General features: G+C 60.7%; 15 protein-coding genes and 1 pseudogene. 7 read left to right on the top strand and 9 right to left on the bottom strand.

The annotated features are described in order from the left end of the window. Window positions 1-56: 56 nt before the first annotated feature. The 3 genes from LJE93_10660 to LJE93_10670 all read left to right on the top strand — a co-directional run bounded on the left by LJE93_10660 (window position 57) and on the right by LJE93_10670 (window position 3,744). Window positions 57-572, top strand: coding sequence for an N-acetyltransferase (locus tag LJE93_10660; GenBank protein ID MCG6949362.1), 516 nt, complete (start codon window positions 57-59; stop codon window positions 570-572). Between the two features lie 61 nt (window positions 573-633). Beyond that, window positions 634-1,086, top strand: coding sequence for a hypothetical protein (locus LJE93_10665; GenBank protein ID MCG6949363.1), 453 nt, complete (start codon window positions 634-636; stop codon window positions 1,084-1,086). A 117-nt stretch (window positions 1,087-1,203) separates the two neighbouring features. Beyond that, window positions 1,204-3,744 carry a SpoIIE family protein phosphatase gene (locus LJE93_10670; GenBank protein MCG6949364.1) on the top strand — a complete coding sequence of 847 codons (2,541 nt, stop codon included), beginning with the start codon at window positions 1,204-1,206 and terminating at the stop codon, window positions 3,742-3,744. A gap of 10 nt (window positions 3,745-3,754) precedes the next feature. On the opposite strand, the gene LJE93_10675 is transcribed toward LJE93_10670, so the two are convergent. Then, complete coding sequence (locus tag LJE93_10675; protein ID MCG6949365.1) at window positions 3,755-4,486, bottom strand: hypothetical protein; 732 nt, start codon at window positions 4,484-4,486, stop codon at window positions 3,755-3,757. A gap of 102 nt (window positions 4,487-4,588) precedes the next feature. Further along, entirely contained in the window at window positions 4,589-5,137 is a 549-nt protein-coding gene (locus tag LJE93_10680; GenBank protein MCG6949366.1) for an NAD(P)H-dependent oxidoreductase, read from the bottom strand. 161 nt (window positions 5,138-5,298) lie between these two features. Between LJE93_10680 and LJE93_10685 the strand changes: the two genes are divergently transcribed. Then, window positions 5,299-8,691: a M20/M25/M40 family metallo-hydrolase gene (locus LJE93_10685; GenBank protein ID MCG6949367.1), complete on the top strand. Its 3,393-nt coding sequence runs from the start codon at window positions 5,299-5,301 to the stop codon at window positions 8,689-8,691. Between the two features lie 90 nt (window positions 8,692-8,781). Continuing rightward, entirely contained in the window at window positions 8,782-9,354 is a 573-nt protein-coding gene (locus LJE93_10690) for an iron-sulfur cluster assembly accessory protein (protein ID MCG6949368.1), read from the top strand. 104 nt (window positions 9,355-9,458) lie between these two features. On the opposite strand, the gene LJE93_10695 is transcribed toward LJE93_10690, so the two are convergent. The 3 genes and pseudogenes from LJE93_10695 to LJE93_10705 all read right to left on the bottom strand — a co-directional run bounded on the left by LJE93_10695 (window position 9,459) and on the right by LJE93_10705 (window position 12,110). Continuing rightward, on the bottom strand, window positions 9,459-10,343 hold the full coding sequence (locus tag LJE93_10695; GenBank protein ID MCG6949369.1) for a serine acetyltransferase: 885 nt from the start codon (window positions 10,341-10,343) through the stop codon (window positions 9,459-9,461). A 288-nt stretch (window positions 10,344-10,631) separates the two neighbouring features. After that, window positions 10,632-10,769 (bottom strand): annotated as a pseudogene (locus LJE93_10700) (SEC-C domain-containing protein). A 69-nt stretch (window positions 10,770-10,838) separates the two neighbouring features. Continuing rightward, on the bottom strand, window positions 10,839-12,110 hold the full coding sequence (locus tag LJE93_10705) for an alkaline phosphatase (GenBank protein ID MCG6949370.1): 1,272 nt from the start codon (window positions 12,108-12,110) through the stop codon (window positions 10,839-10,841). A 126-nt stretch (window positions 12,111-12,236) separates the two neighbouring features. Between LJE93_10705 and LJE93_10710 the strand changes: the two genes are divergently transcribed. Continuing rightward, the gene (locus LJE93_10710; protein ID MCG6949371.1) at window positions 12,237-12,929 is read left to right on the top strand and encodes a zinc metallopeptidase; all 693 of its coding nucleotides are present in this window, start codon (window positions 12,237-12,239) and stop codon (window positions 12,927-12,929) included. A gap of 217 nt (window positions 12,930-13,146) precedes the next feature. Here the strand turns inward: LJE93_10710 and LJE93_10715 are convergent, their stop codons facing one another. Next, on the bottom strand, window positions 13,147-13,959 hold the full coding sequence (locus LJE93_10715; GenBank protein MCG6949372.1) for a hypothetical protein: 813 nt from the start codon (window positions 13,957-13,959) through the stop codon (window positions 13,147-13,149). 49 nt (window positions 13,960-14,008) lie between these two features. Then, the gene (locus tag LJE93_10720; GenBank protein MCG6949373.1) at window positions 14,009-15,898 is read right to left on the bottom strand and encodes a protein kinase; all 1,890 of its coding nucleotides are present in this window, start codon (window positions 15,896-15,898) and stop codon (window positions 14,009-14,011) included. A 257-nt stretch (window positions 15,899-16,155) separates the two neighbouring features. On the opposite strand from LJE93_10720, the gene LJE93_10725 reads away from it, so the two are divergent. Beyond that, a complete protein-coding gene (locus tag LJE93_10725) occupies window positions 16,156-17,823 on the top strand; it encodes an NAD+ synthase (GenBank protein MCG6949374.1) in 1,668 nt (555 codons plus the stop codon). Window positions 17,824-17,867: 44 nt separating this feature from the next. Here LJE93_10725 and LJE93_10730 read toward each other — a convergent pair whose 3' ends face one another. Beyond that, window positions 17,868-18,683, bottom strand: coding sequence for a queuosine precursor transporter (locus LJE93_10730; GenBank protein ID MCG6949375.1), 816 nt, complete (start codon window positions 18,681-18,683; stop codon window positions 17,868-17,870). Window positions 18,684-18,902: 219 nt separating this feature from the next. Continuing rightward, complete coding sequence (locus tag LJE93_10735) at window positions 18,903-19,307, bottom strand: metallopeptidase family protein (protein MCG6949376.1); 405 nt, start codon at window positions 19,305-19,307, stop codon at window positions 18,903-18,905. Window positions 19,308-19,341: the final 34 nt, after the last annotated feature.

Raw genomic sequence — 19,341 nt, forward strand, 5'->3', positions numbered from 1 at the left:
TTCGGATTTTCGAACTCGGAACTGAAATCGATCAAACGAGCGGGCGTGGCCTCCGGATGATCTCGATACGGCGTGAAGAACCGGGGGATTTCGAGGCGGTTCATGACCTCAATCTGGCGGCATTCGAGGGCGGTCCCGAAGCGGCGTTGGTCGACTCCTTGAGAGCCTCCTGCCCGGACTACCTTTCTCTGGTGGCCGAAGACGAGGGACGAGTCGTCGGCCACATCCTCTTCACACCGGTCGTCATTCAGAGCGGGGAGGGCGATGTCGAGGGGGTGGGTCTGGCGCCAATGGCCGTCCTGCCCGACCTCCAGGGAAACGGCATCGGCTCGGATCTCGTGAATCATGGTCTCGAGATGCTCCGTTCTCGATCATGTCCCTTCGTGATTGTCCTCGGACATCCGGACTATTACCCGCGTTTCGGTTTCGAGAGAGCGTCGCGGTACGACCTCACCAGTCAATGGGAAGGCGTCCCGGATGAAGCCTTCATGATCCTCGTACTCCAGCCGGGCGTACTGCCCGCCGCCGGCGGTGTGGCGAGGTATCGAGGCGAGTTCGATGCGGTCATGTGATGGAACCTTTTTCCGGCGGCACGGTCTCAAAGCTTGAAAGAGATCATGCGGAGGCCGCGACGTGAAAAGCGAGATCCGAATTCTGTTCCTGGTGTTCGTAACGCTCATCCACTCCCTTTCGGCCGAAGCCGGTACACGGGATCTATCATCTGCCCTTGCGACGGACGACGCCGAGGTCGTCCACGTCGACCTCTACCCTCGGGATTCTCATCCCGGATTCGAAACCGACATCGATGGCGATGACCCGCGGTTGGAATCACTGGTGGCGGTCATCATAGGGGCCGAGCCGGGATGCGGCCACAAGTGCCCCAATCGAGGGATGGTGCGATTCCGGATGGTTGGAGGTCGGGTGATTTCTGTCGGTCTCCTGCCAAGCCACGAGGAAGATGTTTTCGGGTTGCGTCTATACGATGGGGACCGCCTGCAGGGTGTCCTCTGCGTTCAGCGAGCGACGTTGGTGGCTGCCTTTGAACGCCTTGCTGTGCCGGTGGATGGACCAGCTTTTCGGGATTGAGGCACAACTGAAATCAAACTGAGACAGTAGCTGTAGGCATATCACAGATGTGAGAATGTTGAAAAAATTGAGACGTCGTCGCGAACAAGATTGCCTCTGCGAGCGTATGATGTTGTGATGCAGCGATCGCAACGGCGTCTGACCTTGACGTTGGCGCCAGGGATTCTCGCCTTCCTCATCGCCGCTCTGTCGGTTGCGGACATGTTCCTTCCGCACCCGTATGACGGCGTCATCCTGGAGGCGGATGTCCCCGGTGCGCGGGTGGTGAGGGCAGTGGTGCCCGGATCGGGCGCTGACCGCGCGGGGATACGTCCCGCCGACGTGATAGTTGGCATCGACCGAAACTTTCTCGACTCGGATATCCACGCTCAGGAGATCCTCAACGAACACGAAATCGGCGATACGGTTTCGTACCTCGTTCGATCGGGGGGGAGCATTTTTGAGGTCGATGTCGAGCTTGGCCGTCGCCGAATCGGTGATACGAGCTACCTCTACGCCGCCCTGCTCGGTTTTCTCTTCTTCGGCATCGGCACGTTTGTCGTCCTTCGGCAACCCCGGATGCCGGCGGCGCGGGTCTTTTTCACGATGTGCGCCCTCTTCATGCTATTCCTGGTGTGCCGCCTGCGTCCGGCCTCCTACTCGTGGGTTGATGATTTCGTCATCACGGCCGGCACCATGGCCCTGCTGTTTCTGCCGGCGGCATTTCTTCATTTCTTCCTGATCTTCCCCCGTCCGATCTGGGAGTGGAGACGAGATCCGATCGCGGACTTCCTCGGAAAGATCTACCGGATCAGCAGCCGGATGCTGCCGCTCTATCTGGTGCCGCCGCTGGTCTACCTGGGGACAGTTCTGTGGGCCAGATTCACGGGCAACTCGCTGGCTTTGATCAGCGGTGCGCCGATGACCAACTGGTGGGTGATGGTTGGCTACATGATTCTGGGCCTTGGTGCGCTCTACCTTTCGGCGAGACATCTGCCGGACGCAGCCCAGCGTCGGGGCGCCGGTCTGGTCTTCCTCGGAACCCTCTTCGGGGTCGCGCCGTTCATCGTGCTGGCGGTAGGGTTCCCAACGCTTTTGAACACTGAGCGTTATCTCTTCTACGGTGTCGTTCCCTTGATCCTGGTGCCGATTACCTTCGCCTACGCCATCATCCGATTCGGTTTCCTCGACATCAGGGTGATACTGCGAAAAAGTCTGCTCTACACCGTGACCACCGCCATGGTGACTGCGGTCTACGCCCTCGGGATCGCCTCATTCAATCTCATTTTCAGCGGTACAAAGCTCGCAGCGTCCCCATATTTTCCGGTCATCTTTGCCCTCGCGATCGTGCTGCTCTTCGAACCGCTCCGGCAACGACTCCAAGGTCCGGTGGATCGGTTCTTCTTCGCAGAGAGGCTGCGGCTGCAACGGGCGATGGTCGAGATGGGGGAAGCGTTCACCCGGGAGGTGGAGATCGGCCCGGTCGTGACCCAGCTCGTTGATCGGCTCCCGGAGCTCCTGCGCCTGCACTTCTCGGCCCTCTATTTGGTATCAGAGGGGAAGCTGGTTCGCCAGGCGGGACCGGAAACCCTGCCGGAGGAGCTGCCGATCATCGGTATTCTCCACGACCAGCTCAAACGCCAGGGATCATTGGTGAGGGTCGATGAACTCGCACCCCTTCGCCTTCTCTCGCCCGAGGTCGAGGATCTTGCGTCGAGCCTCGGTGCCTCCGGAGTAGAGCTGACCGGGTTGCTGGCAACCACCCGCAGATCGGTGGGAGTGATTCTGCTCGCCGGAAAAACCGGGCAAACGGCGTTCGAAAACGAGGAGTTGCAGCTGCTGCGGGGTCTGCTCAATCAGGCCTCGATCGCTCTCGAGACCAGCATTCTGCTCGACGAGCGTACGCGCCGTGCAGAGCTCGAAAGGGAACTCAAGATTGCCGCATCTATCCAGGAATCATTGTTGCCGGACAAACTCCGCACGGCCGACGGCTGGCAACTGGCGGCGGTATGCCGCCCGGCGCAGGAAGTGGGTGGCGATTTTTTCACCGAGCTGCCGGGGCGGATCGACGAAGAGCATGTAGTCGTCTACGGTGACGTCTCGGGGAAATCGATCTCGGGAGCACTGATGATGATGGCTGCTCACGAGGTGTTAAACTCCGTGGCGCTCGCGAATCCCGAGCCCGAAAAGCTCCTACGCCTGGCCAACGAACGACTCTACATTCTTCGCGGCGCGAGAGAACGGACCGAAATCCGAGGCGGGAGCTTCGTTGCTCTCGGATATCTCGGATTCCGTCCCGGTACGGGCAGCTTCTCCTACACCCTGGCGGGGCAACCGCCTCCAATCGTGCGTCGGAGATCCGGAAAGGTCGAGTGTCTCGTCATGCCGAAACATCGGGTACCGCTGGGAGCTCTGAGAATTGGCGGCCACCAGATACTGGAGGGCAGGCTGGACCCGGGAGATCTGATTGTTGCCTATTCGGACGGTCTGGTCGAAGCTCAATCGCCGCAGGGAGAGTTCTTCGGTGAAGACCGCCTGTTACGGGTTGTTGCGGAGTCGCCCTCGGATCCGGATCGAGCGATCAGCTACCTGCTGGAAGAGGTCGAGGCCTTCACCGATGGGCACACACCTTACGACGACGTCACGCTGCTCGCCGCCTCCTGGCAACCCGAAAACTGAATAACGGGGGCTAGCGCCCCGCCTGCATCTGCTGCATGAAATCGAAGGGCTTTTCGGTGTAACCGGCAGGCGGATCATAGGTGCCGGAGGGCGCATCGACGGTTTCAATGGAAATCGTCTTTTCCGCAGTGCCGACGTCGTTACCCATCATGGTCATGACAGAGGTCTGTTCGACGACGAGGCCGTCGATCTTGCGCATCTGGTTGACCGCATCGGCCATCCCGGGCTGCAGGCTATTGAGGTGAGAGTACATCGAGTAGTACTGCTCCGCGTCATAACCGTCGACCTTGGCAACCCACAACGTGGACTTCATGGTGAACATCTGCGACGACATGGTCATGTCGAAACGCGTCGTGTTCCACTCGCCAATCTTCTGGTGTTCGTCGGTCGGAGTTACCGTCACCTCGAACTGCATCATTGCCAGCATCGGCTGCATCTCGGGCGGAACCAAGGTCGAGAGGTCGATCGGAAGATCGAGTACGTGATACGTCTGGGTGTCGTGATCAATCACGTACAGCTTCATAGTGTCAAGCCGAACGATGGTTGCGCGTTCGCCCTGATCCATGTGCATCCGGTCGCTACCGATCCAGGTCGTCTGTTCCCTGTCCTCGGGCGGCTGGGTCTGGCCCATTATGGTGAATCCGTCCTGGTGGGTCTGTTTCACGATCTTCATGTCGGCGACCGCGATTCCTGTGGTCAGAAGGGCCGCGACGGTGATGACGAGGATTCTGCGAATGAGCATCAGGGCCTCCAATTCACTCTGCACGTTGACCGGGGATTTTAGCCCGCATTATTCATGAAGTCACTACTGCGAGCCGGCCTGGGCTCCGGATCCGGTCCAGAATTATTCCGTGTCGCGACACAATTGCCTGCAGAATAGGGCAAAATCCAGGGTCGTTTCGCGAAGCCGATCGGCTATCTCCGGATCGGTGATTTTCCCGGAGCCATCGAGAATTTGGCCGATGGAAGGGATGAAACAACGTTTCCCGAACAGGTGAGCTCGGCGGTAATGGAAGACCAGCTCGAGCTGCTCGACGGCTCGCACACCGCCCCAACGGCCCGCTGAGATGCCGATGAATGCTGCGGGTTTGTCGTTCAGGCTATCCGGGAAGCTGAGCATGTCGATAAAGTATTTGACGACACCAGGGAATGAGCCGTTGTACTCGGGGACCACCATCAGCAGACCGTCGGTCTCAAGCATTTTCGACTGAAAAGTAGCGAAAGAGCGCGGAACCGATGCGTAGCTGGTGCTCTCGAACACTTCGAGTGGCAGTTCGGCGAGGTCGAGCAGGGCGGTGCTTTCTCCGGCCTCGTTGAGCATCTCGCATAACAATGCGGCGACCTTTCGGGAGTTCGAAGCTGGCCGATTGGTGCCTGATATGACGGTAATCATGGGTGTCTCCAATGCTGTGGTCGCCACCACAGGTTACGCGATCTTCGCACATCAGATCGAAATCGGATCTCCAGCGTGACCCTCGAGCTCAGCTCCCACCGTTGAATCACATGAGTCCGCTTCATGAATGATGCGGGTTAGAATGACCGCCGGGGGGAGCCATGATGATCAGCTTGAATCGTCTTTCGATCCTGTTCGCGATGCTCTGCGCGTTTTGCACTACCGCCGCAGCAGCTACGGTACATCACGACATCAAGGTTCGTATCGAGCCCACCGAGCGCCTCCTTCAGGTCGTCGATCGGGTCAGCTTCGCCGAAGCCGTGGTGGCGGACGATGCAGGGGCCTTTCGGTTCGTGCTGCACGCCGGACTCGAACCGAAAGTGGCGACCCCGGGATGGCAGCTGGAAAAACAGGACGGGCCGGTCGAGGCCAATTTTCTGGGCATCAACGCGACCACCGACACCGTTTCTGAAAACGTTCCGTTGGAGGCCTTTCTCCTGATTCCCGAGGGTGAGGCTTCTGGATCCGTGGTTCTCCACTACGGGGGCGAGATCCACCACCCGCTCTCCACCCAGGGAGAGGAGTACCAGCGCAGCTTCTCGGAGACACCGGGGATCATCGATCAGCGGGGGGTGTTCCTTGCCGGAGCGAGCTTCTGGGTGCCGACGTTCGGTGACGGGCTTCTGACCTTCGATCTCGAGGTCGGCGGGCTGCACCCGCCGTGGGACGTGGTCTCGCAGGGACGGCGCACCAGTCACGAGACGGACTCGGAAGGAATCAGGACGACGGAATGGCGGCTCGCGCACCCGACCGAGGAGATCTACCTCATAGCGGGTCCCTGGTACGAGTACGGACGTGTCGCCGGCAAGGTCGAGGCCTATGCATTCCTTCGTGAGGATGACGCGGCCCTCGCCCAGCGATATCTCGACGCTACGGCGCGCTATCTCGATCTCTACGAGCACATGCTGCCGCCGTACCCGTACGCCTCTTTTGCCCTGGTCGAGAACTTCTGGGAGACCGGCTACGGCATGCCAGGGTTCACTCTCCTCGGTCCCCAGGTGATCCGCTTCCCGTGGATCTTGACGTCTTCCTATCCCCACGAGCTGCTGCACAACTGGTGGGGAAACTCGGTCTACGTGGACTTCGCGCATGGCAACTGGTGCGAGGGTCTAACCGCGTACATGGCGGATCACCTTTTTGCCGAGCAGCGTGGTGAAGGGGCGACCTATCGCCGCGCGACTCTCAAGAAGTTCTCGGATATGGTCTCGGCGGGTGAGGACTTCCCACTGGCCGAGTTCGGTTCCCGCCAGTCGGCGGCGTCGGAAGCGGTCGGTTACGGAAAGAGCTTGATGCTCTTCCACATGGCACGTCGCGCGGTTGGAGACGAGGCGTTCCTGGCGGCGCTCGCACAATTCGACCGTTCGCACCGTTTCAGCCGCGCTGCCTTTGCCGACATCGCAAACGCCTTCACCGACGAGACCGGAGGTGACTGGGGCCCGTTCATCGAGGAATGGGTCAAGCGCAAAGGGGCTCCAAGCTTCGAAATCCGGGAAGCGCGGGTCGAGGAGGGTGCCCCGGGTGAAGCACCGTGGCGGGTCGCCGTCCATCTCCGCCAGGTGCAGGACGATGATCCGTATCCGGTGTCCGTACCGGTTGCGGTCACCGTCGAGGGCCAGGAGGAGTCGGTCTGGAGCGAAGCCGCCAACTGCGGAAGGGACTGCATCGTCGAGATACCGTGCCTGTCGCGCCCGCTGCGGGTCGATGTCGATCCGGCATTCGACGTCATGCGTCGGCTCGACCCCCTCGAGGTGCCGCCAGCCCTCTCGACGGTTTTCGGTGCCGAGGATCCGCTGTTTGTTCTGCCCGCGGCTGCTTCGGACGAGGAGGAAGAGGCGTGGCGCCAGCTGGCAGCCGATTGGGCGAAACCGGATCAACCACGCATCGTGCTCGATTCGGAGCTCGGCAAGCTACCCGACTCTCCGGCGTGGGTGCTCGGCTGGAGCAACCGTTTTGGCACCGAGATTGCCGGCCGACTGATCGACCAAGGTATCTCGGTCGACGCCACCTCGGTCAAACTGGTGGGTGATCGGCTGGAGCGAGCCGATCATTCACTGGTCCTGGTTGCTCGTGTCACCGGCGATCCGGCATCTGCAGTCGGGTGGATTTCGGCGGCACCAACGAATGCGATCCCGGGCCTCGCCCGCAAGCTGCCCCACTACACCAGGTACTCCTATCTCGGATTTCACGGATCCGAGCCCGACAACGTGGCCAAAGGAATGTGGCAGCCACTGTCCTCTCCTCTGGTGCGCAACCTCTCGGACGATGAGATGCCGGAGTTGGTTTTGCCGCCGAGAACACCACTGGCGGAGTTGCCGCCCGCCTACGACTCGGAGGTTCTGAGGCGGACAGTGACGATCCTCGCGGATCCGTCGCTCGAAGGGCGCGGCCTGGGCTCAGAAGGACTCGTGAAGGCGACCGCGCTGGTCGAATCGATGCTCGAATCTTCCGGCCTTCGTCCGGCTGGTGATGATGGCTTCCGTCAGAGCTGGTCGTGGACCGGAGGTGAGCAGGAGAGCCAGATGGAGCTCGTCAACCTCGTCGCTCGCATCCCTGGCCGCGATCCGACGCTCCGCGATCAGCCGGTTATGGTGCTGGCGCACATCGATCACCTCGGGAAGGGCTGGCCAGACGTGCGCGAAGGCAACCAGGGCCGGGTTCATCCCGGGGCCGACGACAACGCCTCCGGGGTGGCGGTGCTGCTCGAGCTCGCTCGGACGATGGCAGCGGAGCCTCCGCGCCCACGGCCCGTTATCTTCGCGGTGGTTACCGGCGAGGAGGCCGGCCTGCTCGGATCCAGGCATCTGGTAGGTTCGCTGCCGGAGGATGTGAAACCTTTTGCCTGCGTCAATCTCGATACGGTCGGCCGGCTGGCGGACGGCAAGCTCTACGTGCTCAACACCGACACCGCACGTGAGTGGAGGTTCATCTTCATGGGAGTGGGCTACACCACTGGAGCACCAGTAGCGGTGGTATCCGAGCCGCTCGACGCCTCCGACCAGGTGGCTTGCATTGAAAAAGGAATTCCGGCAGTCCAACTCTTCACCGGGCCGACCCCCGACTACCACCGGCCGTCGGATCGTGCCGAAATCATCGATGCCGAGGGCATGGTAGTGGTGACCACTGCAGCACATGAAGCGGTGGGCTATCTCGCGGAGCGCACCGATCCAATGACAGTGACCATCGCGGCAGCTCGAGGAGGTGGCGTACCTCCTCCGGATCAACAAGCGAAGCGACGAGCCAGCCTGGGCACCATGCCTGACTTTGCCTTCGAGGGCCCGGGAGTGCGGGTTCATCAGGTGATGCCGGGCTCGGCAGCTGACGACGCCGGCATCACCATGGGAGACGTGATCGTGGCAGTGGACGGCGAGCCGGTCACCGATCTTCGCTCCTACTCGGAGTTGCTCAAGGCTCGGGCTCCCGGCGATGCGGTGGAGGTGACGGTTCTAAGAGCGGGTGAGCAGCAGATCATCGAGGCGGTGCTCGGCGCGCGATAGGCGAGAAACCGTCTGGTAGGATGGGTGCGCTGCCTCGTGGCCGTCGGCCTGCATCATTCATGAATATTGCGGGCTAGAAAGGGGTAAGAAATGATCACATTCACCGATACCGCACAGAAGAAAGTGCGTGAGTACATGGACATGAGTGAGGCCGCGAGCCTTGGTGTGAGAGTGGTTGCGCATCGCTTCGGACGCCACCAATTTCGCTACGAGCTGGCTCTGGTCGCGGAGGGCGAGAGCTCCGAGAACGATGTCGTCGTAGATGTGGGCGAATTCAAGGTGTTCATCGATCCCCAAAGTGCCGAGTTTTTGGATGGGACGTCGGTTGATTTCGTGTCCGACACGACTGGCACGGGTTTCATGTTCACCAATCCTCAGGCCGAGGTGCACTGGGACGATCCACTCGCGCAGAAGGTCCAGAAGGTGATCGACGAACGCATCGCACCGTCGCTTGCCGGTCACGGCGGTTGGGTGGAGCTTCTGAAGGTCGATGGTGAGACTGCGACGATTCAGTTCGGTGGTGGGTGCCAGGGATGTGGCATGTCGCAGGTCACCCTCAAGGATGGCATCGAGGCGGCGATTCTGCAGGAGGTGCCGGAGATCAAGCAGGTGCTTGACGATACCGATCACGAGTCGGGCGCCAACCCGTACTACTCACGATGAGCTGAATACCGCTCTGGCCGCAACTTCGCGTGCGCCGGTTGTGATGTTCGTGACACTCCCGACGGGTGTTCCGATTTCCTCATTCCGGATTCAAGCAGGACGGCTCAAATACCGCCGCCGTTTTCGAATATTTCGGTCTTCGGCCGTGACTGGGAAATGGTGGCGCCCGGTGGCACGTCGCGAGTCAACCAGACGTTGCCACCGATGACCGCCCCCTTGCCGATGGTCACTCTCCCGAGAATGGTGGCCCCGGAGTAGATCGTCACGTCGTCCTTAATGATCGGGTGGCGGTCGATGCCCTTGATCGGATTTCCGTCCTCATCGAGAGGAAAACTCTTCGCGCCCAGAGTGACTCCCTGATAAATGCGGACCCGATCGCCGATGATCGCCGTCTCTCCGATCACCACACCTGTACCGTGATCGATGAAGATCTTCTCGCCGATATGGGCCCCCGGATGGATGTCGATGCCGGTCTTGCTGTGAGCATGCTCGGCGATGATGCGCGGTATGAGCGGTACCCCGGAAGAATAGAGGATGTGTGCGATGCGGTGGCAGGTCAGCGCGAGGACTCCCGGGTAGCAGAAGATCGCCTCGGACGGGCTCGAGGCCGCCGGGTCGCCCTCGTATGCAGCGACAGCGTCAAGAGCCAGCCTGCGCCGGATTTCCGGAAGCTCGCGAAGAAAGGCAACCGTGGTCCGGCGGGCCCGCTCGAGGCAGGCAGCCGGGCTTCGGTCGCTTTCGCCCAGCTGGCAGGCGAAGCACAAACCGCGGTGGATCTCATCGACCATGATGAGGGACGCCTGGTGCAGATTCGAACCCATGTGGTAACCGAGGCTCTCCTCGGTCACGTCACGATTTCCGATGTAACCGGGGAAGATCACCGACTGCAGGAGCTCCACCATTTTCTCGACCTCACCGCGCGACGGGAGAGGGTGGCCGGAAAAGGTCTTCTTTAACGGGGTCGCCAGACTGTCGGCCTGGTCCTGCATCTGGTCCACCACCTCTGTGAGTGCGGTATCGATCGCGCTCCCGCCGTGGTCGTGTCCCTCGGGCTCGAAGACTTGAAGTTTTGCCATTCTGTGCTCCCCCCCGTGCAACACTTGATATACGGCTCTTAGTCCCAATTGATGTGTGCGTTGGGGCGGTTCACGCCGAGGAACTGAAACGCACCTTCCCCTGAACGTGTATTCGAAAAGAGTTGCGCGGGTTGACTCTGAAGACTAGAACATTCCGCCGTTGCGGGGCCCCCCCGCGGCGGTGCGTTCTGCCGAACGCTTGCGGTCGTCCGTGGCGAGGTGGCACGCCTTGTACTTCTTGCCCGATCCGCACCAGCATCGGTCGTTGCGACCGAGCACGGGAATCGCCTGCTGCTCAGGCCCGAGAACAAGTCGTTTGAGACTTCTACGAAGATTCATGCTGCCATCTCCTCTGCGGACGGGATGCCGCGTAAAGCGCCGGAAGTTTATCAGAAAGGGCGAATTCGGTCAATTGGCTACAGATTCGGCCACATGGGGGAAAGGACGCAGATTGAGCGTCTGCGCGATCCGGATTGCGACCTCGGTGTTGTCGATGACTCCGACGAACGCCCCGGCTCCCGGGCCGAAGGCGAAGAGCGGCACCCACTCCAAGGTGTGCTCTCTGGTCGACCAACGGACGGTGGCGGCTCCATCGTCGTAATCTCCGTCGACCAGCGAAAGGCCGCCCGTGTCATGATCCGCGGTCACCAACACGAGAGTATCGCCTCGCGCGGAAACCAGAGCGAGGACTTCGCCGACCGCCTCATCCAGCTCTCGCATCCCTGCCATCGTCTTCTCGATGTCGTTTTCGTGGGCTGTCCCGTCGATCACCTCGGACTCGATGAGGAGCAGGAATCGATTCCCCTTCTGGAGCAACAGCTCGACGACGTGGCGTGCGCTGACGTCCAGTGGCGGTCCGTGCTGCTCGGCATAGCCGGTGCGGGGAGGAAACAGGGCCAGGATGGGAAGAGGCGCCGAGATCAAGGCGTCGGAATTGCGGACAACGTGGTAGCCACGCGCCGCACCCAGCTCTTCCGCGCGCGATTCCATCTCGCTATATCGCCGGTTGCGCTTCGCCTTGTCGTTGTTGGACCAGTCGCCGCCGATCAGTACGGATGTTCCAGAGTCGAGCATCTGTTCGAGAATCTGGTCGTGGTGGTCGCGATCGGGGACGTGGGCAGAAAAACAGGCCGGTGTGGCGTCGACCAGACCGGAAGTCGTGATCACACCGGTTGTCAGACCCTGATTTTGCGCCGCCTCGAAGAGAGAAACGGGAACCGAACCGTCCGGAAGTACGCTGACGATCTTCTTGTCGGTCTTGAAACCGGTCGCGAGGGCCGTACCGGAGGCGGCCGAGTCAGTGACGAGGGTGTTGGCCGCCCAGGTCCTGACGAGGCCGATGAACGATGTTTCCATCATGTTGAGAACGCTGCCGGGCCGATCGAGAAGGGTAGACGCTGCGCTGACGGTACCGACCCCCATGCCGTCACCGATGAAAATAACGACATTGCTGACCTGGGGAGCGTCGCTGTCTACCGCGGGCAGCGACGATCGATGCGGACGGAGAATCGAACTCGACGGCGCCTCGAGAGGATACGAGATGCCTTTCTGGGTGCGTAGTACGAGATCGCCGAAGGCTATGTCACCGTTGCCAAACCGCGAGTAGAAGAGAAGTGCGATGGCCAGCATGCCGAGAGTGATCGATGCGTGGAGCAGAAACCGGCCGGGTCGTGAACTCATATTGCCTCCAGGCTGGGATGGTAGCCTCGCCGAACGCGTCATGCGAGGAATATCCCGGCACGAAAAACGGTATTATGTGGTGCGAATCGACGGTCCTGGACGTCGATCGCCAATGGAGGAAATCGAATGTACTTCGATCCGATGTACTTTCTGTTCATCTTGCCTGCGTTTGTCTTCTCGCTCTGGGCGAGCTGGCGCACTAAGGCCAATTTCAAGACCTATTCCAAGGTGCCGGTGTCGTCCGGCATGAGCGGCGCAGAGGCGGCCGAGAGAGTGTTACAAAGCTCTGGTATCACAGATGTTGCGATCAGCCGCTCACGTGGCTTGTTGAGTGACCACTACAACCCCGCCAGCAAGACCCTCGCGCTGTCGGACGGCGTCTTCGATTCACGATCGCTGGCCGCTGTGGGCATCGCCGCCCACGAAGCGGGGCATGCGATCCAACACTCGAAGGGCTACGGCCCGCTCAAGCTTCGTTCGATGCTCGTGCCGACTGCGAGCATCGGATCCAACCTGGGATATATCGTGATGCTGCTGGGCCTCTTTCTCGCCTCGCAGAACATGGTGATGGTCGGCGCAGTTCTCTTCTCGGCGGTGCTGGTATTCCAGATCGTAACGCTGCCGGTCGAGTTCGACGCGTCGAATCGGGCCAAGGCTCTGGTTGTCGAGAACGGGATCGTTGCTGCGGCCGAACGGCGGGGCATGGATAAGGTTCTCAACGCCGCGGCCATGACCTATGTAGCGGCGGTCGCGTCATCACTGACCACGCTCCTCTATTTCCTGGTCCGTTCAGGCCTCCTGGGGGGCAGCAGGGATTGACCAACCGCGCATCCGATACTGGATGCTGGATACTGGATCCGGCCATCGGGCTTCGCCTTCGGACATACCGGGACGAGTCGCCGTTTGACAATGGCGGAGAAATCTTCAGGCTCCGGGTGCATCCAGCATCCAGCATCCAGCATCCAGCATCCAGCATCCAGCATCCAGCATCCAGCATCCAGTATCCAGTATCCAGCATCTTGTATCTGGCCAGGGCTCAATCAAAGAGGGCCGCTTCCTCGCCGAACTCGGCGATCCGGCGATCCGCGAGCTCGAGGACGAGGTTGCGTCGAACCCACAGCGCTTCGACCTGGTCGTTTGACAACCACGGCCGGAGATGTTCTTTCAGTTGCTCCTTCGAGAGCCTTCGAAGCGAGTCGAGCACGGAGCGCGAGAATCTGGTGAGGGATGCCTCACGACGCAGGCATTTGTGGGTTCGAAATGCACGGGACGAATCGATCTTGTAGATCTTCCAGTCCGGCGTCACTAACAGATTGTTGGTGTTTCGGTAGTCAGTGTCGTAGATCAGCTGCTGGAAAAGCCGAACGGTGAACATCTGGTGGTTCCATTGCCCTAGGTCCGGAGGATGGACGTTCCGCACCCTGTGACGCTCCCATTCGGTGATCGCGTCCTCGATCCAGAGGCTGAGCGAGCCGACCTCTCGGCTGATGCGCCGCTCGACGGTTGGAGGAACGATGCCGAGGTCGAGCAACTTGTCCAGCTCGTAAGCGGCAATCTCGTACGTGTACCGGTCGGAAAATCGGAGCTCGTTGCTCCCGTTCGCGAATCTCTTTACGGATGCACGCTCATCGATCGTCTTGAATAACGCGAAGCAGGTTCGATGACCGTCGGTGAGCTCGACTTTCTTGGGTTTGGTGACCGCGAGAGAGTCGAAGTCTCCGACGGCGACAATCTGCGAGTTTTTCAGAAACCGTTCTGCAGCCGCACCTCGGAAAGAACATGCCGCGACCTTTGGTTGCTGGGAGGCCGCAACTTGAAGAACGGTCGCGAAAATCAGGGCGACGTGCATTTCTTCGTGGCCTTTTCATCTGATACGAATATCCGGATCGCGAGTTTGGCTATTGTCTCGCGGCCAGCAACTGCGACAGACGATAGGCAGGCCGGCGGAGCTCTCGTTCGGCGACCCGTTGCGCGTTGAGATGGGTGTACTCGGTCCGGATCCTCACTGGTTGAGCCAGGACCGCTCCATCCTGGATGTCGATCGGAACGATCACCAGCCGAGCCTGGTATGCGACGTCCCTCTGGCCCATGTACACCAGCGGGCGTTCGCCAAGGTGTTCGACCCGGATCAGAATCAGCTGGGATGCAAATGGAGTCAATAACCGCCGGACCTCGCCCGGTTCCGGTACGGTGCCCGAGCCGATCAGGGCCGCAAGTGCGGGGACTCCGTGTTCATCGACCAGCGGTATTCCGGCTCGCGCCAGGGCGGTCTCGATAAAGGTTTCCGCCTCACCCGCGAGCACCGGCTCGCCGACCGCGATCACGACGGTGCCTTCGGGAGGAAGCTGCACCGGTGGAGGAGGGAGCGGATCCTGCACCGGTTCGCGCCGAGGTTGGTCGGACGCGGTGACCTGGCCCACTACGGGCTCAACCGCCGAGGCCTCGTGCTCGCCGGGAGCATCCGCGACGGGTTCGGCCGATGCGGTCGGCCTTGCGGACACCGATCCAGCCTGTTCATCGTCCGAAACTCCTGCGGCGGGACCCGGATCCTCGGCCTCGCCTGCAGGTTCAGGCAAAGCGACGGTTCTCTCGGTGATTGTCCGAGACCCGGGATCGGCAGCGACGGAAGTCTCCAGCGGACCCGTATCAGCCTGGAAGATTCCGTTGCGCCAAGCGACGAACGCCGCGCCGACGATGACGACGAATCCGAAGAGAACAATCAGGACCGCCACCAATGCCAGACGATTGCCGGAACCGTTTATCGGCTCTTCGGCGGCCGAAGTTTCGAGCACCGGCGCCTCGGTCTCGACCGCCGGTGCGGTCACTTGCCTCGCCCCGGCAGCGATGGCATCGCTCGGTACCTTTTCGGTGGGCAGAAAGTCGAGCTCGTGATCGGTTGCTGGAGCCGAATCCTGCGAGGCAGGAATGGCGGCGCCGGCGGCAACCCTCTCCACGAGGCTTCCGGATGCCCCTTTGCTCTCGAGGAAGGCCTGCAATTCGCCGATCAGCTCCGCGCAGCTCGAGGTCCGGTGCTCGCGATCCTTGGCCATCATGCGGGTGACGATCGATCGCAGTGCGGGGTCAAGGTCGGGATTCAGTTCGCCGAGGTTTGGGGGATCGACTTCGACGATCTGGCGCAGAAGGGCGAGGGGGCTGTCGGCCGTGAACGGAGCCTTGCCGCACAATGCCTCGTAAAGAGTGACTCCGAGCGAGTAGATGTCGGTGCGATGGTCCGGATTCTGGTCCAGGCACTGCTCGGGCGAGAGGTAGCCCGGGGTCCCCATGAACATCCCAGTTGCCGTGAGCCGGGAAACGCCACTGGACGCCAGGGCGAGACCGAAGTCGGCGATCTTGACCAGACCTCTTTCATCGATAAGAAGGTTGGCCGGCTTGACGTCACGGTGGATGATGCCCTGGTCGTGGGCCGCTCGGAGCCCGGAAGCGGTCTGGATGGCGATGCGTGCGACCTGGATCGGCTCGAGCGGGCCCGAAGATTTGAGAATCTGCTGCAGGCTCCGACCGGGGACGTACTCCATGGCGAAAAAATGGCGGCCGCCGTCCTCGCTGACTGCATAGATCTGGACGATGTTCGGATGGTTGAGACTGGCGGCGCTGCGCGCTTCGCGAAGGAACCGCTCGACGTGGGCGGGGTCCTCTGTCAGATGCTCGCCGAGGACCTTGATGGCGACGTAGCGATTGAGAGATTCTTCGTGCGCCTTGTAGACGATGCCCATGCCGCCTCGGCCGAGCTCGGCGACGATTTTGTAATGGCCGATGCGATCCATCATCCCGGGCTCCTTCGGTAGCCGACAAGAAATTCTGACCTTATTGGATGCTAGCACGAGGGGTGCGGCCGGCTAAACGCCGTCGGAGGGCGATCCGTAGACGAAGATGAGATCGGGGATTTTGATTTTCCTTTGACTCACCTCCTTCCTCACCAACCCCGCTGGCCCTCCGGCGGGGTTTGGTGTATCCGCTGTTCTTGGTGGCCGTTGTTTGTCGACAATTGCGGTCGTTATATCCTGTCTTCCCGGGAGGATTGCTGATGCGGATAGCCGTTGCCCAACTCGACTACACGATTGGAGCCTTCGACGCCAATCTCGAAGTGATGACGGTCGCGGTCGAGCGGGCGCGCCGTAAATCCTCGGATCTCGTGATTTTTACCGAGCTCGCGACGACCGGCTATCCACCGGGCGATCTCCTGGAACGACCTGACTTCGTCGATCAAAACCTCGCCCAGCTCGATGCCATAGCGAGGCTTTCGGATTCCGGCCTCGGGATCCTCGTCGGTTTTGTCGACCGCAACGACTCGGGCGCCGGGAAGGGCCTCCACAACGCTGTCGCTTTGTGCCACGAGGGAAAGGTCGTCAATCGTTATCGCAAATGTCTCCTGCCCACGTATGACGTGTTCGATGAGGCGCGGTATTTCGAGCCCGGGGTTGACGTGCGTCCCGTCGAGTTCAAGGGTGTTCGCATCGGGGTTTCGGTCTGTGAGGACGTGTGGGCCGACCCCGACCTGGACGGAAGCAGCATCTACCACCGTGACCCGGTGCTCGAATTGATCCATCGTGGGGCGCAGCTCCTGGTCAATCTATCGGCAAGTCCGTTCGAACTCGGCAAGGCGAGTGAGCGTCGCGACCTGATGCGGCGATACGCCGAGGATTCCGGCCGATTCTTCATATATGCCAATCAGGTCGGCGGTAACGACGATCTGGTTTTCGACGGCCATTCGATGGTCTTCGATGGCAAAGGACGGGTGGTGGCTCGAGCGAAGGATTTCGAGGAAGATTTGCTCCTTTACGAGATTCCTGAAGAGGCACTTGGGGAGACGAAAGGCGCCGAAGGGCCGACGGGAGAGATTCGGCCGGTTGCAGATTCTCGAAATGCCGAGGCCCTGGCGGCTCTCGAGCTCGGGCTTCGGGACTACGTTCAGAAATGCGGCTTCGACAAGGTGCTCCTCGGGCTCTCCGGCGGAATTGATTCCGCACTGACGGCTGTGATCGCCGCGCGGGCACTCGGGCCCGACAAGGTGCTCGGAGTGGCGATGCCGACACGCTACTCGTCGGAAGGCAGCGTGTCCGATGCCGAGGCGCTGGCTGGCAACCTCGGGATCGGGTTCTTGACGGCGCCGATCGACGACATATTTCAGGCCTATCTGGATGAGCTTGCGCCGCATTTCGAAGGCTGTGAAGAGGATGTCACGGAGGAAAATATCCAGGCACGTGTCCGTGCCGGGGTGCTGATGGCATTCTCGAACAAGTTAGGCCACATGCTGCTCGCGACCGGCAACAAATCCGAGCTGGCGGTCGGATATTGCACTCTCTACGGCGACATGGCCGGGGGACTGGCGGTTATTTCCGACGTACCCAAGACCCTGGTTTACGACCTCGCTCGCTATCTCAACTCCGACAACGAGATCATCCCGGAGGCAACCCTCACCAAACCACCGTCGGCCGAGCTGCGTCCCGGACAGGCCGATCAGGATTCGCTGCCGGCCTATGAGGTGCTCGATCGAATCGTCGAAGCATGGGTGGAGGAACACCGCTCGGTGGACGAGATCGTTGATGAGGGGATCGATGAAGCAGTGGTGCGTAAAGTCGTCGGCTTGATCGCGAAAAACGAGTATAAGCGTCGGCAGGCCGCTCCAGGGATCAAAATCACCGCAAAAGCCTTCGGCGTCGGCCGGCGTTACCCCATCGCCGCGAAATACTGAAGCATGCTCGTTCTCCCCTGCTCCTTTTCACCTCCGCACCTCTGCTATTCGGGCGGATCGTTGTCGTGCAGATCGTGCTCTCGAAGTGGGTCTATCTGGAGGTAATCTCTGAGGTAGTGAACCCCGATGTAGAACGGAATGGTGTCGAGCGCGGCAATGATGAATTTGAAGGCATAGCCAGTGAGGATGAACAGGGCGAGTTGTCGCCCTATGGGGTGAGCGGGATCCACCGGCAGGGCGTGGGCATAGTAGTGGGTGATGAGGATGACCGCCGTCGTGTCGACAAGCTGGCTGATCATCGTCGAACCATTGTTCCGTACCCACAAGAGACGCCCCTTGGTGACACGCTTCCAAAAGTGGAAGACCCAGACATCGCAGAACTGCGCTGCCAGGTAGGCGATCATCGATGCCGTCACGGCGCCGAAGGTCAGGGCGCGGATTTCGAAAAATACCGGTAATCGCCCGGCGGCGTCGCGGATGATTTCGCCGGTCGCAGGGTCGATTTGCTCGAAACCGGGCAATACTCCACCGAGCCACATGATCACGACCACCCAGATGTTCAGCAGGAGGCCGACGAAGACGACGAAGTTGGCGCGACGGCGACCGTAGAATTCGCTGATGAAATCGGTGCAGAGAAAGGTCATCGGGTAAGGCAGAACGCCGACTGCGATGGCGAATATCAGCGGTGTTCCTCCAGCGGTCTGGATCTCGTAGAGTTTTATGAATCGGCTGATGCCGAGGATGTTGAGCATTGCCAGGGTGCCAAGGAAGATCCCGGCGAAAATCAGGAAGACGCGTTCGCGCCGAGCCTGGAGGTGAGAGGCCTCGATAGGGTGAAGTGTGTCGTTTCCGGATGCCATCGAGGGAAGGATACCGAACTCCAACGAACGCGAGGCCCGTTACTCGATGCTCGTTGCTCGATCCGCCCGCCCACCCGATGTTGGATATTGGATCTTAGATCTTGTTTGTATGTCCGAAACCGGCAGATCAGGAACCTGGAAAGCTATCGTGAAAGTCGACCTCGGTTCGCTCGAATAGCGCGCGCCAACATCCATAATCGAATATCTAACATCAGAAATTCAATCAACCTCGTCATCCACAAGACCCGCGAACTCGTGCTCCCACGCATCCATCTCTTCCTCTGAGAAGCCGAAGTGGTGGCCGATCTCGTGCAAAAGGGTGAGCTGTATCTGCCTGACGAGAGCGGACCGGTCCGAGCATGCCCGCAGCAGCGGCCGGCGGTACAGGATGATGACGTCCGGTAGGACGTTACCGTACCAGCCGCCGCGCTCATCGAGGGGGACCCCGGTGTAGAGGCCGAAGAGGGTGTGATGTCGCGGGTCGAGGCCCACTCTTTCGATCGAGGCAATGTCCGGCTCCTCACGCACCTGGACGGTGATGTTGGACATCAACTCGGAGAACTCGGGCGGCAGGCTGTCGAGCGCGTCGGCAACGACAGACTCGAACTGGTCGCGGTCCATCATAGGTGTGCGCGACTGTCGCCCGCCCGGTCCAATT

The organism is Acidobacteriota bacterium (assembly GCA_022340665.1).
Lineage (GTDB): Bacteria > Acidobacteriota > Thermoanaerobaculia > Thermoanaerobaculales > Sulfomarinibacteraceae > Sulfomarinibacter.